General features: G+C 71.8%; 16 protein-coding genes and 1 pseudogene. 13 read left to right on the forward strand and 4 right to left on the reverse strand.

Annotation, left to right across the window (positions count from 1 at the left end):
- Window positions 1-191, reverse strand: a pseudogene (locus M8J74_RS25060) (L-rhamnose isomerase); the annotation flags it as partial.
- A 283-nt stretch (window positions 192-474) separates the two neighbouring features.
- On the opposite strand from M8J74_RS25060, the gene M8J74_RS25065 reads away from it, so the two are divergent.
- The 9 genes from M8J74_RS25065 (at window position 475) to M8J74_RS25105 (ending at window position 10,227) form a co-directional block, all read left to right on the forward strand.
- Window positions 475-1,992 (forward strand): sugar ABC transporter ATP-binding protein, encoded by a 1,518-nt coding sequence (locus M8J74_RS25065; protein ID WP_249838613.1) that lies wholly within the window; start codon window positions 475-477, stop codon window positions 1,990-1,992.
- Entirely contained in the window at window positions 1,989-3,029 is a 1,041-nt protein-coding gene (locus tag M8J74_RS25070; protein WP_249838614.1) for an ABC transporter permease, read from the forward strand. Before M8J74_RS25065 ends, M8J74_RS25070 begins: the two co-directional genes overlap by 4 nt.
- Window positions 3,022-4,014 carry an ABC transporter permease gene (locus M8J74_RS25075; RefSeq protein ID WP_058921447.1) on the forward strand — a complete coding sequence of 331 codons (993 nt, stop codon included), beginning with the start codon at window positions 3,022-3,024 and terminating at the stop codon, window positions 4,012-4,014. Before M8J74_RS25070 ends, M8J74_RS25075 begins: the two co-directional genes overlap by 8 nt.
- Before the next feature lie 29 nt (window positions 4,015-4,043).
- Window positions 4,044-5,123: a rhamnose ABC transporter substrate-binding protein gene (gene rhaS, locus M8J74_RS25080; protein ID WP_249838615.1), complete on the forward strand. Its 1,080-nt coding sequence runs from the start codon at window positions 4,044-4,046 to the stop codon at window positions 5,121-5,123.
- Window positions 5,124-5,157: 34 nt separating this feature from the next.
- Window positions 5,158-5,478: an L-rhamnose mutarotase gene (locus M8J74_RS25085; protein ID WP_249838616.1), complete on the forward strand. Its 321-nt coding sequence runs from the start codon at window positions 5,158-5,160 to the stop codon at window positions 5,476-5,478.
- Between the two features lie 54 nt (window positions 5,479-5,532).
- Complete coding sequence (locus M8J74_RS25090; protein ID WP_249838617.1) at window positions 5,533-6,945, forward strand: BNR repeat-containing protein; 1,413 nt, start codon at window positions 5,533-5,535, stop codon at window positions 6,943-6,945.
- 82 nt (window positions 6,946-7,027) lie between these two features.
- Window positions 7,028-8,053 (forward strand): LacI family DNA-binding transcriptional regulator, encoded by a 1,026-nt coding sequence (locus M8J74_RS25095; RefSeq protein ID WP_249838618.1) that lies wholly within the window; start codon window positions 7,028-7,030, stop codon window positions 8,051-8,053.
- 100 nt (window positions 8,054-8,153) lie between these two features.
- Window positions 8,154-9,455: an alpha/beta fold hydrolase gene (locus M8J74_RS25100; protein ID WP_249838619.1), complete on the forward strand. Its 1,302-nt coding sequence runs from the start codon at window positions 8,154-8,156 to the stop codon at window positions 9,453-9,455.
- A 28-nt stretch (window positions 9,456-9,483) separates the two neighbouring features.
- The gene (locus M8J74_RS25105) at window positions 9,484-10,227 is read left to right on the forward strand and encodes a PIG-L deacetylase family protein (RefSeq protein WP_249838620.1); all 744 of its coding nucleotides are present in this window, start codon (window positions 9,484-9,486) and stop codon (window positions 10,225-10,227) included.
- Window positions 10,228-10,245: 18 nt separating this feature from the next.
- Here the strand turns inward: M8J74_RS25105 and M8J74_RS25110 are convergent, their stop codons facing one another.
- A complete protein-coding gene (locus M8J74_RS25110; RefSeq protein WP_249838621.1) occupies window positions 10,246-10,446 on the reverse strand; it encodes a DUF5999 family protein in 201 nt (66 codons plus the stop codon).
- 190 nt (window positions 10,447-10,636) lie between these two features.
- Between M8J74_RS25110 and M8J74_RS25115 the strand changes: the two genes are divergently transcribed.
- Entirely contained in the window at window positions 10,637-11,416 is a 780-nt protein-coding gene (locus M8J74_RS25115) for a phosphotransferase enzyme family protein (RefSeq protein WP_249838622.1), read from the forward strand.
- A 56-nt stretch (window positions 11,417-11,472) separates the two neighbouring features.
- Window positions 11,473-12,303: a pentapeptide repeat-containing protein gene (locus M8J74_RS25120; protein WP_249838623.1), complete on the forward strand. Its 831-nt coding sequence runs from the start codon at window positions 11,473-11,475 to the stop codon at window positions 12,301-12,303.
- On the opposite strand, the gene M8J74_RS25125 is transcribed toward M8J74_RS25120, so the two are convergent.
- On the reverse strand, window positions 12,265-13,773 hold the full coding sequence (locus M8J74_RS25125) for a cytochrome P450 (protein WP_249838624.1): 1,509 nt from the start codon (window positions 13,771-13,773) through the stop codon (window positions 12,265-12,267). The genes M8J74_RS25120 and M8J74_RS25125 overlap by 39 nt on opposite strands.
- A gap of 104 nt (window positions 13,774-13,877) precedes the next feature.
- On the opposite strand from M8J74_RS25125, the gene M8J74_RS25130 reads away from it, so the two are divergent.
- Together M8J74_RS25130 and M8J74_RS25135 are read left to right on the forward strand one after the other, a co-directional pair.
- Window positions 13,878-14,486 carry a TetR/AcrR family transcriptional regulator gene (locus M8J74_RS25130; RefSeq protein WP_249838625.1) on the forward strand — a complete coding sequence of 203 codons (609 nt, stop codon included), beginning with the start codon at window positions 13,878-13,880 and terminating at the stop codon, window positions 14,484-14,486.
- Window positions 14,487-14,573: 87 nt separating this feature from the next.
- Window positions 14,574-15,299 (forward strand): DUF2470 domain-containing protein, encoded by a 726-nt coding sequence (locus tag M8J74_RS25135; protein WP_249838626.1) that lies wholly within the window; start codon window positions 14,574-14,576, stop codon window positions 15,297-15,299.
- Here the strand turns inward: M8J74_RS25135 and M8J74_RS25140 are convergent.
- Complete coding sequence (locus M8J74_RS25140; protein ID WP_249838627.1) at window positions 15,267-16,502, reverse strand: lactonase family protein; 1,236 nt, start codon at window positions 16,500-16,502, stop codon at window positions 15,267-15,269. The two genes, M8J74_RS25135 and M8J74_RS25140, sit on opposite strands and share 33 nt — an antisense overlap.
- Between the last annotated feature and the right edge of the window lie 451 nt (window positions 16,503-16,953).

The following is a 16,953-nucleotide window of genomic DNA, read 5'->3' on the forward strand; positions in this document are numbered from 1 at the left end:
AGCGCCACCGTCGGCGCCACACCCGTGACGGCATGCACCTGGGCCGCGTCGGCCAGCTTCTCCTGGGGTGTGCGGGGAACTCCCTGCTGGGCGAACACCTTGAACCGGGTCCCCGAGTTCCCGTACGCCCACGACGGCGTCTCGACTGCCTGGGTCTTCAGCGCGGTCTTCACCGCGGCGAGCTCGGTCACTTCAGGGCTCCTGTGACATCGGGCCGGAATGGCGTCCGTACGGCCTGTGGATGAATCGATTCAGGAAGCGAAGCTTAGAACGCTCCGGAGGAGTGTCAAGCGTTCCGGCGCACTCTGTTGCCCGTAGCCTCACCGTGACCTTTGGCTCTCGAAGGGCTCTCGAAATTTTTTCGGGGCTCACCCATTGACGTGACATGGCGTACGCGCCTAACGTCCCGGCAACCAAGTTGAAACCTTTCACGACGTCGCGAGGTGCTTCCCGGGCGTCGTCGAGGAGCCCCTCATGACCCACCCGTCCGACACGGGTCCGGCCCCGGTGCTGGCGCTCGAGGACATCTCGAAGTCCTTCGGGGCCGTACGTGCCCTGCGGGACGTGTCCCTGGAGCTGTTCCCCGGAGAGGTGCACGCCCTCGCCGGAGAGAACGGCGCGGGCAAGTCGACCCTGATCAAGACGCTCGCCGGCGTCCACCGGCCGGACGCCGGCCGGGTGCTGCTCGACGGCCGGCCCGTCGTCTTCCACGGACCCGGTGACGCTCGCGACGCGGGCATCGCCGTCATCTACCAGGAGCCCACGCTCTTCCCCGACCTTTCGATCGCCGAGAACATCTTCATGGGCCGCCAGCCCCGGCGTGCGCTGGGCCGGATCGACCACAAGGCCACGCACACCGCGACGCTGCGGCTGATGAAGCGGCTCGGCGTCGAACTCGACCCCGACCGCCCGGCGCGCGGCCTGTCCATCGCCGACCAGCAGATCGTGGAGATCGCCAAGGCGCTCTCCTTCGACGCCCGCGTCCTGATCATGGACGAGCCGACGGCCGCCCTGACCGGCAGCGAGGTGGCCCGGCTCTTCGGTGTCGTGCGCACCCTGCGCGAGCAGGGCGCCGCCGTGCTGTTCATCTCCCACCGGCTGGAGGAGATCTTCGAGATCTGCCAGCGGGTCACCACCCTGCGCGACGGCGCCTGGATCGCCAGCGAGCCGGTCGAGGGCATGACGGAGGACGACCTCGTACGGCGCATGGTCGGACGCGACCTCGAGGAGCTGTACCCCAAGCAGGACGTCGAGCCCGGTCAAGTCGCCCTCAGTGTGCGGCGGTTGACCCGCGAGGGCGTCTTCACCGACGTCTCCTTCGAGGTCCGGCACGGCGAGATCGTCGGCCTCGCCGGACTCGTCGGCGCCGGCCGCACGGAGGTGGCCCGGGCCGTCTTCGGCATCGACCGCTGGGATGCCGGCGAGGTCGAGGTCGAGGGCCGCAAGCTGACCAACGGCGCCCCGTCCACCGCGATGGCCGCCGGGCTCGCCCTCGTCCCCGAGGACCGGCGCGCCCAGGGCCTGGTGATGGGCATGTCCATCGAGCGCAACATCGGCCTCACCGGACTCCGCACGACCGTCCGGGCCGGCCTGATGGACCGCGGCGCCGAGCGCGACCGGTCCCTGGACTGGGCGGTCAAGCTCCAGGTGAAGTACGCCCGGATCGCGGACGCCGTCTCCACCCTGTCCGGCGGCAACCAGCAGAAGGTCGTCCTGGCCAAGTGGCTCGCCACCGGCCCCAAGGTGCTGATCGTCGACGAGCCCACCCGGGGCATCGACGTCGGCACCAAGGCCGAGGTGCACCGGCTGCTCAGTCAGCTCGCCGCCGACGGCGTCGCCGTCCTGATGATCTCCTCCGACCTGCCCGAGATCCTCGGCATGGCCGACCGCGTGCTCGTCATGCACGAGGGCCGGCTGACCGCAGAGATCCCACGCGCCGAAGCCACCGAGGAAACCGTGATGGCCGCAGCCACCGGGAGGGCCGCCGCATGACGGTGACCGCTCCCAACGAGACCCCCGTCGCCGAGGTGCCCAAGTCCAGCGGCACCCGGCTCGTCGACCGCGTCTTCAAGATGCGCGAGCTCGCCATCCTGGTCGTCTTCCTGGTGATGATCGGCATCACCCAGGCCGGCAACAGCGAGTTCCTGTCCGAGCAGGGCATCAAGGACCTGCTGCTGAACGCCACCATCCTGGTGCTGGTCGCCACCGGCCAGTCCCTGGTGGTGATCACGAGGAACGTCGACCTGTCCGTCGGCTCGACCCTCGGCATCTGCGCCTTCGCGGCCGGCGACTACCTGCACGGCGGCGGCAGTTCGGTGATCGCCATCGGGCTGGCGGTCCTGATGGGCGTCGGGTTCGGACTGCTCAACGGCCTGCTCGTCAGCCTCGGCCAGGTGCCCGCGCTCGTCGTCACCCTCGGCACGCTGTACATCATCCGCGGCATCGACTCCATCTGGGTCGGCTCCCGTCAGATCACGGCGGCCGACCTGCCGGGCGGCTTCGTCGACTTCGGCTCCGGCGGCATCTCCGCGGTGCCGTACCTGGCGCTGATCGCGCTGGCGGTGCTGGTGGCGACGGCGTACTACCTCAAGCACTTCGGCAGCGGCCGCGAGCTGTACGCGCTCGGCTCCAACCCGGAGGCGGCCCGGCTCGCCGGCATCCCCGTCCGCAAGCGGATCCTCGCCGCGTACACCTTCTGCGGCGGCCTCGCGGGCCTCGCCGGCGCCATGTACCTGGCCCGCTTCGGCAACGTCGACTCCGGGACCGGCACCGGCTACGAACTCACCGTCGTCAGCGCGGTCGTGGTCGGCGGCGTGGTCTTCACCGGGGGCTCCGGCAGCGTGTACGGGGCCGCGCTCGGCGCCCTGCTGCTGACCTCCATCAACAGCGTGCTGCCCGCCCTCGGCGTCAGCTCGGTCTGGGTGCTCGCCATCAACGGCATCCTGCTCATCCTCGCCATCGCGGTCGACCGGATCGTCGCGCTGCGCGTGGCCTCCGCCCTGAAGAAGAGGAACGCCCGCAATGCCTGAGTCCCTCACGCGCGCGGTCCGCTGGGACACGGTCGTCGGCGCGCTGCTGATCCTGCTGCTCCTGCTGTCGTTCGGCACCGTCGACGGGTTCGGCAACGCCCTCAACCTGTCGTTCCTGATCGGCAACACCCTGCCCATCGCGCTGATCGCCCTGCCGATGACCCTGCTGGTCGTCGCCGGTGAGATCGACCTGTCCGTCGCCTCCACCGCCGGCCTGTCCGGCGCGGTGATGGGCAAACTGTGGAACGACGGCATGGCGATCGAGACGATCATCCCGCTGTGCCTGCTGCTCGGTGTCGTCTGCGGGCTCGTCAACGGCCTGCTCGTGACCCGGCTCGGACTGCCCTCCCTCGCCGTCACCATCGGCACCCTCGCCGCCTACCGGGGCATCGCGCAGATCGTGCTCGGCTCCGACGCGGTGACCGACTTCCCCACCCAGTACCTGGACTTCGCGTCCGGACGGCTCGGCAACACCTTCCTCCCGCAGGCCTTCCTGCCCTTCCTCGTCCTGCTCGCCATCGCCGTCGTGGTGCTGCACGCCACCCCCTTCGGGCGGTCGCTGTTCGCGATCGGCGCGAGCGAGGAGGCGGCGCGGTTCGCCGGGATCAGGGTCAAGCGGCACAAGCTGATCCTGTTCACGGTGACCGGCCTGATGGCCTCCCTCACCGGGATCTTCTGGGCGCTGCACTACGCCAGCGCCCGCTACGACAACGCCACCGGGCTCGAACTGTCCGTCGTCGCCGCGGTGCTGCTCGGCGGCATCGACTTCGACGGCGGCCGGGGCACCCTCGGCGGCGCCATCGCGGGCGTCTTCCTCCTCGGAGCGCTGCAGAACGTGATGAGTCTGCTGAACGTCTCCGCCCAGTCGCAGATCGTCGTCACCGGCGTCCTGCTCGTCATCTCCGTGCTCGGCCCCCGGGTCGCACGGCAAATCTCCGTCGCGAGGGCGGGACGCAGAGCCGCCGCCTCGACTCCGACGTCGTAACTCCTCACCCTCGTAAAGGAAACCTCACCATGCGCAAGTCATCCGTCCGTCGTACCTGCGCGGCCCTCGCCGCCGGCACCTCGCTCGCTCTCGCGCTGACCGCCTGCGGCGGCACCACCAAGAACAACTCCGGCAGCGACAACGCCTCCGCCTCCTCGACCGCGAAGGCCGACCCGAACGCCGCGCTGAAGAAGGGCCTGACCGTCGGCTTCCTGCCCAAGCAGGTCAACAACCCGTACTTCACCTCCGCCGACAAGGGCGGCGAGAAGGCGCTGACCGAACTCGGCAGCAAGTACAAGGAGGTCGGCCCCTCCAGCGCCACCGACACCGCCGGCCAGGTCTCCTACGTCAACACGCTCACCCAGCAGCAGGTCAACGCGATGGCCGTGTCCGCGCAGGACCCGGGCGCCCTGTGCACCGCGCTGAAGCAGGCCATGAAGAACGACATCAAGGTCGTCACCTACGACTCCGACACCAAGCCCGACTGCCGCAACGCCTTCGTCTCCCAGGCCTCCGCCGAGGACCTCGGCCGCACCGAGGTGCAGCTGCTCGCCCAGCAGATCGGCTACAAGGGCGAGATCGCGATCCTGTCCGCCGCCCAGACCGCCACGAACCAGAACACCTGGATCGGGTACATGAAGGACGAGCTGAAGGACCCGAAGTACAAGAACGTCAAGCTGGTGAAGATCGCCTACGGCAACGACGACGCCCAGGCCTCCTTCCAGCAGACCCAGGGCCTGCTCCAGCAGTACCCGAACCTGAAGGGGATCATCTCCCCGACCACCGTCGGCATCAAGGCCGCCGCCCAGTACCTGTCCGGCTCCAAGTACAAGGGCAAGGTCAAGCTGACCGGCCTCGGCACCCCCAACGACATGCGCAAGTACGTCAAGAACGGCACCGTCGAGGGCTTCGAGCTGTGGGACCCGGCCAAGCTCGGCGACCTGGCCGCCCGCACCGCCGTCGCGCTGTCCTCCGGCCAGATCACCGGCAAGGAGGGCGAGACCTTCAAGGCCGGCTCGACCACGTACACCATCGGCAAGGACGGCGTGATCACCCTCGGCAAGCCGACCGTGTTCACCGCCAAGAACATCGACCAGTTCAACTTCTGATCCCCCCACACCCCCCGCGGGAGCCGGTACTTCCATGCAGCGCGTCTGTTTCCTCCTCAAGGTCCGCGAGGACCGGATCGCCGAGTACCGCGAACGCCACGCCGCCGTGTGGCCGGAGATGCGCGCGGCGCTCTCCGCCACCGGCTGGCACAACTACTCCCTCTTCCTGCGCGACGACGGCCTGCTCGTCGGCTACCTGGAGACCGAGGACTTCGACGCCGCGCTCGCCGGCATGGAGGCCACCGAGGTCAACGCCCGCTGGCAGGAGGAGATGGGGCCGTTCTTCGAGTCGCTGGACGGCGCCCGGCCCGACGAGGCCATGAAACCGCTCACCGAGGTGTTCCACCTCGCCTGACCCGAACCCGCCGACCGTCCCCGCTGATCGTCCCCACCCCCGCTGGAGCCGCTCATGAGAAGACGCACCGTGCTCGCCACCGCCATACTCGCGGCCGTGGCAACACCGGGCACCGCGCGGGCCGCCGACCCCGGCCCCGCCGTCAGCAAGCAGGGCACCACCCGACTCGACGCCCAGGCGGTCTTCTTCGTCTCCTACGACGGCCTGGTCAACAACAACTCGTTCCAGAAGAACGGCCTGTTGACCTACAAGGGCTACCAGTACGCCGCCTGGTACACGTCGACGGGCAACGCCGTCGTCGGCCGGCGCGCGCTCACCGCGAGCAGCTGGTCCACCGTCACCCTCTCCCACGTCCTCAAGACCAGCGACTCGCACAACGTCATCTCCATGGGCGTCTCCGAGGTCGACGGCCGGCTGCACCTGAACATGGACTCGCACAGCGACGGCTACTTCTACGTGAAGTCCGTCGCCGGGCTGCTGGACAACCCCGCCACCACCGCCTGGACCTCGTCCGTGTTCGGCGCGGTCCAGACGTCCATGGACGGCCTCGCCCTCACCTCGCAGTTCACCTACCCGCAGTTCGTCTCCACCCCCGAGGGCAGGCTCCAGCTCAGCTACCGGGTCGGCGTCTCCGGCAACGGCCGCAACGCCCTCGCCGAGTACGACGGTTCGAGCTGGACGGCACTGGGGGAGTGGTCCGCCTCCACGGGCACGTACACCAGCTCGCACGGCTCCTCCACCGCCCGCAACATGTACCTGCACGGCATCGACTACGACGCGGCCGGCCGGCTGCACTCCTTCTTCACCTGGCGCGAGCAGAACGCGGCGGTGATGTGCAACAGCGGCGGCATCACCAACCACGACACCGGTTACGTCTACTCGACCGACCGCGGCCGCACTTGGCGCAACGACGCCGGCACCCTGGTCGCCACCACCGGCACCTCGGACACCGTCGCCGTCACCGACTCCGGCCTGGTCGTCGACTCCCTCAACCCCGACCACTCCCTGATGAACCAGGAGAGCCAGTGGACGGACTCCACCGGCCTCCCGCACGCGATCATCAGCTACGTTCCGGGCCGCTTCGGCCAGTGCACCACGAACTACGTCGCCGACCGCACCGCCAACGGGCGCGCCTTCCACGTCCGCAAGAACGCCTCGGGCAGCTGGCAGAAGACCGAGATCCCGGTCCCCCTGAACTCCAGCCAGCGCACCAAACTGGTCCTGGACAAGTACGACAACGCCTACGCGGTCTTCCCCTTCGGCCGGATCGCCGCCGCGTCGAAGGCCTCCGGGTACACCGACTGGACCCTGCTGTACGACGGCAGCGACCTCAACGCCTTCGGCGAGGTCGTCATCGACGAGATGCGGGTGAGGTACGACAACGTGCTGTCCTTCATGTACCAGGAGAAGTCGAGCGGTACGACCCCCTCGGCACTCCATGTCGTCGACTTCGCACTGCCCGCGTGACCGGCGCCGATGTGCGGGGCGATGACGGTAATGTGAAGGTCCTCTTCCCGCCGCTCCGCGTTCTACTGGAGGTCCCTGCCTGATGGCCCAGTCGGTGGGTATCAAGGACGTCGCCCGTGCCGCCGGAGTCTCCGTCGGCACGGTGTCGAACGTGATCAACCGTCCGGACACGGTCGCCACGGAGACCCGGGCACGGGTGCAGTCCGCGATAGACCGGCTCGGCTACGTCCGCAGCGAGTCCGCGCGCCAGCTGCGCGCGGGCCGCAGCCGGATCATGGGGCTGCTCGTCCTCGACATGGGCAACCCGTTCTTCGTCGACGTCGCCCGCGGTGCCGAGCGCGCCGCCCGCGACGCCGGGCTCGGCGTGATGGTCTGCAACAGCGCGCAGAGCGCCGGCGAGGAGGCCGAGTACCTGTCGCTCTTCGCCGAGCAGCGGGTCCGGGGCGTGCTGCTCACCCCCGCCGACGCGACCGGCCGGAACATCGAGACGTTCCGGCGGCACAACATCCCCTTCGTCCTCGTCGACCGGGTCGCCGAGGGCACCACCGAGTGCTCGGTGTCCGTCGACGACGTCGCGGGCGGCGCCCTGGCCGTGCGCCACCTCGTCGACGCCGGGCACCTCTCCATCGCCTACGTCAGCGGGCCGCCCGGCCTGAACCAGGTCCGCGACCGCCGCATCGGCGCGCTGAACGCCCTCGCCGAGGCCGGCCTCGGCCCGGACTGCCTGCGGGAGCTGCCCACCGAGCGGCTCGACGTGGCGGCCGGCCGGGACGCGGGCGCCCGCCTGCTCGGCCTGGCCGACCGGCCCACCGCCGTCTTCTGCGCCAACGACCTGCTCGCCCTCGGTGTCCTGCAGGCCATGTACGCGGCCGGCATAAAGGTCCCCGAGGACCTCGCCATCGTCGGCTACGACGACATCGAGTTCGCCGCCGCCGCGGCCGTCCCGCTCACCTCCGTACGGCAGCCCGCCGTCACCATGGGCGCCATGGCCGCGGAGCTGCTGCTGGAGGAGACGGAGGCCGAGACCGGCACGACCCGGCACGAACACCGGCGGGTCGTGCTCCAGCCGGAACTGGTGGTGCGGCGCTCCAGTCTCTCCGCCCGCTGATCGACCGTTCAGTAAATTTCATGATCCCGGAGGTCGGCACGGGCGCGGTCATGTGGTGAAGTGGGACGCGGCCAGAAGACCGTCCGTCCCGGGAGACCCGTTGACCGCCACGTACCGCCAGCCCGGCGTCGTCCTCACCGACCGCCGCTTCACCGTGCCCCTCGACCACGACGACCCGGCCGGGGAGACGATCGAGCTCTACGTCCGTGAGGTCGTCGCGAGCGAGAAGGCGGACCGGAACCTGCCGTGGCTGGTCTACCTCCAGGGCGGTCCGGGCTTCGGGGCCAACCGGTTCATCGGCAGGCCGTCCTGGCTCGGCCGCGCCCTGAAGGAGTACCGCGTCCTCCTGCTCGACCAGCGCGGCACCGGCCACTCCACCCCCGCCAACCGGCAGACCCTGCCGCTGCGCGGCGGCCCCGCCGAACAGGCCGACTACCTCGCCCACTTCCGCGCCGACTCCATCGTCCGCGACTGCGAGGCCATCCGCCCGGCGGTCACCGGCGGCGCCCCCTGGACCGTGCTCGGCCAGAGCTTCGGCGGCTTCTGCGCCGTCCACTACCTCTCCCGCGCCCCCGAAGGCCTCACCGCGGCCCTGATCACCGGCGGCCTGCCCTCCCTCGACGCGCACGCCGACGACGTCTACCGCGCCGCCTACCCCCGCATCGAGCGCAAGGTCGCCGCGCACTACACCCGCTACCCGCAGGACGTCGAACGCGCCCGCCGCATCGCCGACCACCTCCTCACCCACGACGTGACCCTGCCGAACGGCTACCGGCTCACCGCCGAGGCCTTCCAGTCCCTCGGCATCCTCCTGGGCGGCGGCGAGGGCACCCACCGCCTCCACCACCTCCTGGAGCACGCCTTCGTCCGCACCCCGCACGGCGCGGAGCTCTCCGACGCCTTCCAGGAGGACGTACAGGGCCTGCTGTCGTACGCCGGCCACCCCCTCTACGCCCTCGTCCACGAGGCGTGCTATGCCCAGGACGAGCGCCCCACCGCCTGGTCGGCCGAGCGCGTGCGCGCCGAGTTCCCGCAGTTCGACGCGGCCAAGGCGCTCGCCGGCGACGGACCGATGCTGTTCACCGGCGAGTCGATCCACCCCTGGATGTTCGACTGCGACCCGGCGCTGCGGCCCCTGCGCGAGACGGCCGATCTGCTCGCGGAGCGCACGGACTGGCGCCCCCTCTACGACCCCGCCCGGCTCGCCGCCAACGAGGTGCCGGTCGCGGCCGCCGTCTACCACGACGACATGTACGTCGACACGGCCCACGCCCTGCGGACGGCCCGCACCATCCGGGGCCTGCGCACCTGGGTGACCGACGAGTTCGAGCACGACGGCGTCCGCGCGGGCGGACAGCGCGTCCTGGACCGGCTGCTCGCCCTCGTCCACGACGAGGTGTGAGGCCGTCGCCACGCACTAGTCTGCGCCCATGACCGAGCCGAAGATCATCCAGCTCCCGCCCCTGCCGGGCGACTGGCGGCGCGCGCTCGCCGTCGTGGCGCACCCCGACGACCTCGAGTACGGCTGCTCGGCGGCGATCGCCACCTGGACCGACGAGGGCCGCGAGGTCGCCTACCTGCTGGCGACCCGCGGCGAGGCGGGCATCGACACACTGGCGCCCGCCGAGTGCGGGCCGCTGCGGGAACGCGAACAGCGGGCGAGCGCCGCGGTGGTGGGGGTGTCGGAGGTGGAGTTCCTCGACCACCGGGACGGCGTGGTCGAGTACGGCGTCGCCCTGCGCCGGGACATCGCGGCGGCGATCCGCCAGCACCGGCCCGAGCTGGTGATCACCCTCAACCACCGGGACACCTGGGGCGGCGTCGCCTGGAACACCCCGGACCACGTCGCCGTCGGCCGGGCCACCCTGGACGCGGCCGCGGACGCCGGGAACCGGTGGATCTTCCCCGAGCTCACCGAGCGGGGACTGGAGCCCTGGAACGGCGTCCGCTGGGTCGCCGTCGCCGGCTCGGCCTCACCCACGCACGCGGTCGACGCCACGGCCGGCCTGGAACGGGCGGTGCGCTCCCTGCTCGAACACCGCACCTACATCGAGGCGTTGACCGACGAGGACCCCGAGACGTACGCCCGCGCCTTCCTGACGGAGAACGCCCAGCGGCTCGCGGAGCGGTTCGGAGGCAGGCCGGCGGTGGCGTTCGAGGTGTTCGCCCGCTAGCCCGCGCCCCCGAGCGGGTCAGGCCGCCACGGTGAGCGGGTCGAGGACGCGGTGCGGGTCGACGACCCGCCCGTCCGGCAGCAGCTCACCGGTGTCGTCGAACATGATCGTTCCATTGCACAGCAGACTCCAGCCCTGTTCGGGGTGGGACGACACGATCACGGCGCCGTGGTGGAGCGGGCTGTCCGCGGTGGGGCAGGGTGGCTGGTGGCTGCACATGGTCCGACTCCTCGATCCGTCCGGCTCCCGCCTGAGAGGGGTTCGTGTCCGTGGTACACGAGCTTGTTTTCGGTTGTATGAGGAGACCCCCACACCGCCGGAAAATCATCGGTGAGGTGCGGTCGCCCGACGGGCCCGGGCGCCGGTCAAATGAGGTGCTTCCCGGTGGGTGTTCGGAGAGACTGGCCTGATGCCGGACGCAGAGGAACAGCAGTTGACCGGCGGGAACGCCAGCGCCGGTGTGGTCCGCGTCGGCGACACCGTGCGCCGGCCCGCGGGACCCTGGACGCCGTCGGTGCACGCCCTGCTCACACACCTGCACCAGGCGGGCTTCCGGTCCGCGCCCCGCCCGCTCGGGATCGACGAGCGGGGCCGCGAGGTGCTGAGCTTCGTACCGGGTGAGGTGGTCTGGCCGGACCGGTTCGCCCTGGTGGAGCCCGAGGCGGGACTGGTCCGGGTGGCGCGGCTGATCCGAGACTTCCACGACGCCGTACAGGACTTCCGGCCGCCCGAGGACGCGTGCTGGCAGGTGCTCATGCCCGCCGAGGGCGACGACATCATCGCCCACCAGGACCTCGCGCCCTGGAACCTCGTCGCCGGTGTGGGCGGGTGGGCGTTCATCGACTGGGACACGGCGGCCCCCGGCTCCCGCCTCTGGGACGTCGCCTACGCCGTGCGCGGCTTCGTCCCGCTGTCCGCGCACCCCCACTGGCAGACCCCCGACGCCGCCGCCCGGCTGCGCCTGTTCGCCGACGCCTACGGCCTCGACGAAGCCGAACGGCGCCTGCTCGTACCGCTGTTGGGCCGCCGCACCCGCGCGATGCACGACTTCCTGCGGGAGCAGCACGCGCTGGGCAACCAGCCCTGGTCCAGGCTCTGGGCCGAGGGGCACGGCGACGCCTGGCGCGGGGACGCCGAGTACGTCGAGGCCCGCGAGGAGCAGTGGCTGCGCGTCCTGCTCTCCGGCTGAACCGCGGACCGTCGGCCGGCAGGTCCCACCGACCCTCTTTCGATAAGGTGTGCGATATGCAAGAGGGGACCGTCGGCCGTGCCGACCTGCGCGGCGACTGCGCGAACTGCTTCGGACTGTGCTGTGTGGCCCTGCCCTTCGCGGCGTCCGCCGACTTCGCCCTCGACAAGGCGGCCGGCACCCCCTGCCCGAACCTCCGTGACGACCATCGCTGCGGCATCCACGCCCGCCTGCGCCCGGAGGGCTTCACCGGCTGCACGGTCTACGACTGCTTCGGCGCCGGCCAGCAGGTCTCGCAGGTCACCTTCGGCGGCCAGGACTGGCGCACGGGCCCGCGGGAACGCGCCCGGCGGATGTTCGACGTGTTCCCGGTCGTCCGGCAACTGCACGAACTGCTCTGGTACCTCACCGAGGCCCTCGACCTGCCCGCCGCGCGCCCGGTCCACGCCGACCTGCGCCGGGCCCTGGAGCAGACGCGGGAGCTCACCCGCCAGACCCCCGACGAGCTCGCCGGGCTGGACGTCGGCGCCCACCGGCAGCAGGTCAACGTGCTCCTGCTCAAGACCAGCGAACTCGTCCGTGCCGGCGTCCGCGGCCGCAAGAAGGACCGCCGCGGGGCCGACCTCATGGGCGCCCGCCTCAAGGGCGCCGACCTGCGCGGCGCGAACCTGCGCGGCGCCTACCTCATCGCCGCCGACCTCACCGGCGCCGACCTGAGGTACGCGGACCTCATCGGCGCCGACCTGCGCGACGCCGACCTCTCCGACGCCGATCTGACCGGGGCGTTCTTCCTCACCCAGCCCCAGCTCACGGCGGCCCGGGGGAGTGAGGGCACCCGGCTGCCCGGTTCAGTCACGCGCCCCGCGCACTGGACAGCGCGCCTCTGACGGCGCCTCCTCGACTGCGGCCGTCGCAGCGGCCGTGACCCCGGGTTGCTCCAGGTGCAGCCGCAGCCCGTCCGGCATCAGCGTCAGCCGCTCGGTCACCCGCAGCCGGTAAGCGGGATCGGGGACGAACGCGTACCGGCGCAGCAGCAGCCCCAGCACCAGCGTCGCCTCGTGCAGCGCGAACTGGCGTCCGATGCACGCCCGCGCTCCGGTGCCGAACGGCTTGAAGGTGTGCGCGGGGCGGGAGCGGACCGCCTTGGGGTCGAAGCGGTCCGGGTCGAACCGCTCGGCGTCGGCGCCCCACGCGGCGGGATCGCGGTGCAGCATCGGCGTGAGCACCAGCGTCCAGGCGCCCCGCAGCATCGGGTGCCGCCCGGCCAGCACGGTGTCCTCGACCGCCTCGCGGGCGTACGCCGGTGCCGTCGGCCACAGCCGCAGTGACTCGTCCAGGACCCGGCGCACGTAGCGCAGCTTGGCCACCTGGTCGTAGTCGGGTGCAGCGGTGTCGCCCCAGACCCGGTCGACCTCGGCGCGGGCGCGGGCCGCGATCTCGGGGTGGCGGGCCAGGTAGTACAGGGCGAAGGAGAGGGCGCCCGAGGTGGTCTCGTGCCCCGCCACGAGGAAGGTGATGACCTGCCGGCGGACGTTCTCGGCCGACAGCCGCTCGCCCGTCTCCGGGTGCGCTGTCTCCAGCATCCGGTCCAGCAGGTCGCCGTCCCCGCTCGTCGCCCGCCGGGCCCGGACCAGGTCGTCGACGGTGCGGTTGAGGCGGGCGATGTCCGCCTCGTTGCGCCGCGCGGCCCGCCGCAACAGGGCGGGGAACGGGACGGAGTTGAGCCGCTGGGCGTAGGTGAGGGTGCCCACCATCGCGGTGACGAAGGGGTGCGGCCGGTCCCGTTCGAAGGAGCCGAAGTCATGGCCGAAGCCGGTCCGCGCGATGGTCTCCAGCGTCAGCTTGGTCATGTCGCCGGGCACGTCCACCGCCCGGCCCGCCGCCTGCTCGCGGTCCCAGTGGTCGGTCAGCCGCCCGGCCACGTCCAGCATCATCGGGTGGTAGGCCGCCATGGCCTCCCGGCTGAACCCCGGGGCCAGCACATCGTGCGCCAGCTGCCAGTTGGGCTCGTGGTTGTACGCCGTGAACAGCCCGTCGCCGGCCACCGGCCGCAGGTTGGCGACCCCGAGGCCCACGTGCTTGGCGAACCGCGACTCGTCCGCGAGGTCGGCCACCAGATCGGCGCCCCAGACGAACACGAACTCCCGGTTGAACGCCTTGCGCCGGTAGATCGGCCCCAACTGGCGGGCGAAGCGCAGCGAGTCCTGGAGCGGGGTGGCCCGGTTGGCGCCCAGCACGTCCCCGAGCAGCGGGAGCCGGCGCGGCGGGTGCGGGATGCGATGCAGCTCCGGCCAGCCCTGTTCGGCGCTGCGGAAGCCGCCCGGCAGCGGCGGCCTCGTCGTGGTCTCCGCCCTCACACGATCTCCCTCGATCCAGCGGCAGTCGAGCCAGTTGTACGTGGGTTCAATAGCGCGCCCAGTGTGGTCCCGCTGTTGAATCGACGTCAAGTAAAGTGCGGGGGATGGCCGCGAACCCGGGCGGGCGCACGCGCCGCCGACTGAGCACCGAGGAGCGCCGCGAGCAGCTGCTCTCCGTCGGGGCGCGGCTGTTCTCCGAGAATCCGTACGACGACGTGTGGATCGAGCAGGTCGCCGAGATCGCCGGCGTCTCCCGCGGACTGCTCTACCACTACTTTCCGGCCAAGCGGGACTTCTTCCTCGCGGTCGTCGAGCGGGAGAGCGAGCGGATGCTGCGGATGACGGAGCCGGTGCCGGGGGTGCCGGCCCGTGAGCAGCTCACCGCGAACCTGGACGTCTTCCTGGAGTACGTCCATGCCCACGCGCACGGCTTCCGTGCCTTCCATCGCGCGGACGCGGCGGGGGACCAGGCCGTGCGGCGCGTCTACCAGCGGGCGCTCGGGGCGCAGGAGCGGCAGATCCTGGCGGCGCTGGCGCGCGACCCGGAACTCGGCCCGATCGCCGAGGCGCGCCCGGACCTCCGGCTCGCCGTCCGCGGCTGGCTGGCCTTCACCACGGCGGTCTGCCTGGAGTGGCTGCGCGGCTCGGAGCTGACGCGCGAGCAGGTGCGCGATCTGTGCGCCCGGGCGCTGCTCGGCGTCATCGCCGCCTGAACAGGGCCCTTCCCCACGCGGAGGCGGTGTTGGCGTACACCCCGAACTCCGATAGGTTAGGCAAGGCTTACCTAAGGAGGTCCTGGGATGGGTGACAGCCACAGCTGGACTGCGGCGCCCGCCGCGGCGGAACGGGCCCGCTCGGTGCTGGCCGCGGCATGGTCCTGCGCGATCACCGCGGAAGGTGGACGCGAGGAGTTCGTCGGCGCGCACACGGTCGCCGAGGACGGCCGGGTGCTGGTCGGCGTGCCCGAGGACAGCGCGCTGCTCGCGACCGCGATCTTCGCCCCGCGCGGACAGCCGTCCGCCGTGCTGGAGTTCGCCGACGTGGCACCCGTCCCCGTACGCGATCGCATCCGGGCCAGACTGTGGATGGCGGGGTCCTTCACCCCCGAAGGCGAGCGGCTGGCGTTCCGGCCGACGAGGATCGTGCTGCGGCAGCCCTCCGGGGCGGTGGTCGTCGACCTCGACGAGTTCGCCGCCGCCGCGCCCGACCCCCTGGCGCAGGCCGAGGCCCATCTGCTGACCCACCTCGCGGACTGCCACGCCGACGCGGTCGAGCGCCTGACGCGCCTCGTCGACCACGCCAGTCTGTACGGCGCGGTCCGCGTCCAGCCGCTCGCCGTCGACCGGCACGGCCTGACGCTGCGCATCGAACGCACCCGCGCCCACGGCGACGTACGCCTGCCGTTCCACACGCCCGCCGACGACGTCGCGCAGCTCACCGAGCGCATGCACGCCCTCCTCGGCCAGGCCGCTGCCGCCGCCTGCCCGCGGGCCCTACAGCGGCAGCGCACAGACCGCGACCGGTGAGGCGAACGGCTCGCCCGCCAGCCGCAGTTCACCGCTGCCGTCGTCCACATGGAAGACGCTGACCGTGCCCGACTTCTGGTTCGCCGCGAACAGCAGCGCGCCGTCGGGGGAGGAGGCGATCTGACGGGGGAAGTCACCGGCCACCGGCACCGTGCCGAGCAGCCGCAGCCGGGCACCGTCCCGCTCGATCGCGTACCGCGCGAGGGTGTTGTCGCCGCGGTTGGCGAGGAAGGCGTACGAGCCGTTCGCCGTGACCAGGATCTGTGCCGGGTAGTTGGTGCCCGCGCCCGACCCCGTCGACTGGGGCTCGCCGATCGTCAGACGGCCCGTGGACGGCTCGTACGCGCACACCGTGACCGTGTCGTCGACCTCGTTGGCCAGGTAGGCGTGACGGCCGCCGGGATGGAAGGTGAGATGCCGCGGACCGGCTCCCGGCTTCGCCGCGGCCCGCGCGGCCTCGGTGAGCCTGCCGGTGCGCTCGTCCAGGCGGTAGCTGTAGACCGTGTCCGTGCCCAGGTCCACGGCGAGTACGTGACCGCCGTCCGGGCTGGTGATGAACTGGTGGGCGTGCGGCCCCTGTTGACCGGGGCCGGGGGCCGGACTGGAGTGCGTGACCAGGTCGGCGCGCTCGCCGAGCCCGCCCGAGCCGGTGATGGGGTGCACGGCCACGCTGCCCGAGCCGTAGTTGGCGCTCAGCAGCCAGCGGCCGCTCGGATGCACCGACAGATGGCACGGGCCCGCCCCACCGGTGCTCCGGCTGCCGAGGACCTCGCGGTCGGCCAGACGCACGGCGGTCACCGCGCCGGCGTCCCGCTCGTCGACCGCATAGAGCGTGTGCCCGTCCGGGTGCACGGCGAGGTAGGACGGATCGGCGACCCCGGTCACCGTCCCGGTGCCGGTGATCCGGCCCGTCGACGGGTCGTAGGCAGCGAGCCCGATGCCCTTCCCGCCGCCGTCGACGCTCGTGTACGTGCCGAGGAAGAGGGGTCGGGGGCCGGTGGGCTCGGTCTTCGGCCTCGGGGTGGCCGCCGGCGCGGGGTGCGAGGACGCCGAGGACGCCGCGTGCCGTGACGCCGGGCCGCTCCCGGCGTTCCCCGGCGGCGCGCAGGCCGGCAGCGCCGTCACCGAGCCGAGTCCGGCGAGCGCACCGACGAAGCGGCGCCTGCTCCAGCCGCCGCTCGCCGCCCGTGTCCCACTGCCCATGGCCCGCACCTCGCGTGATCGCCCGTCTCCGCCCGACAAGCCACCTTGACGCGAAGCCCCCATCACGCGCAAACAACGGCCCCACGTGTTGCACGCCGTGCAATTCACGGGCACGACTGTCGGCCACCTCGCCACGGGCGGTCCTGGCATGTCCGCGAGGAACGTGCCGGGCGCGGCGAGTCCTGCCCGGTCCCGTGATCACGACCGCCGACCACCACCCGCCACGAGCGATGGCCCGTCTCGCCCGGACGTGCGCCGCCGGGCACAGGGCGTGGTGGCTCGTCCCGCCCGGGTGTGCGCTGCCGGGCACGGGTGGTGGTGGCCGTCCCGCCCGGCAGTGCGGCGCCGGGCACAGGCCGTGGTGGCTCGTCCCGCCCGGGAGTGGGCGTCGGGCACAGGGCGTGGTGGCTCGTCCCGCCCGGGTGTGCGCTGCCGGGCACGGGTGGTGGTG

It is taken from the genome of Streptomyces panaciradicis, from assembly GCF_023516615.1.
Lineage (GTDB): Bacteria > Actinomycetota > Actinomycetes > Streptomycetales > Streptomycetaceae > Streptomyces > Streptomyces panaciradicis.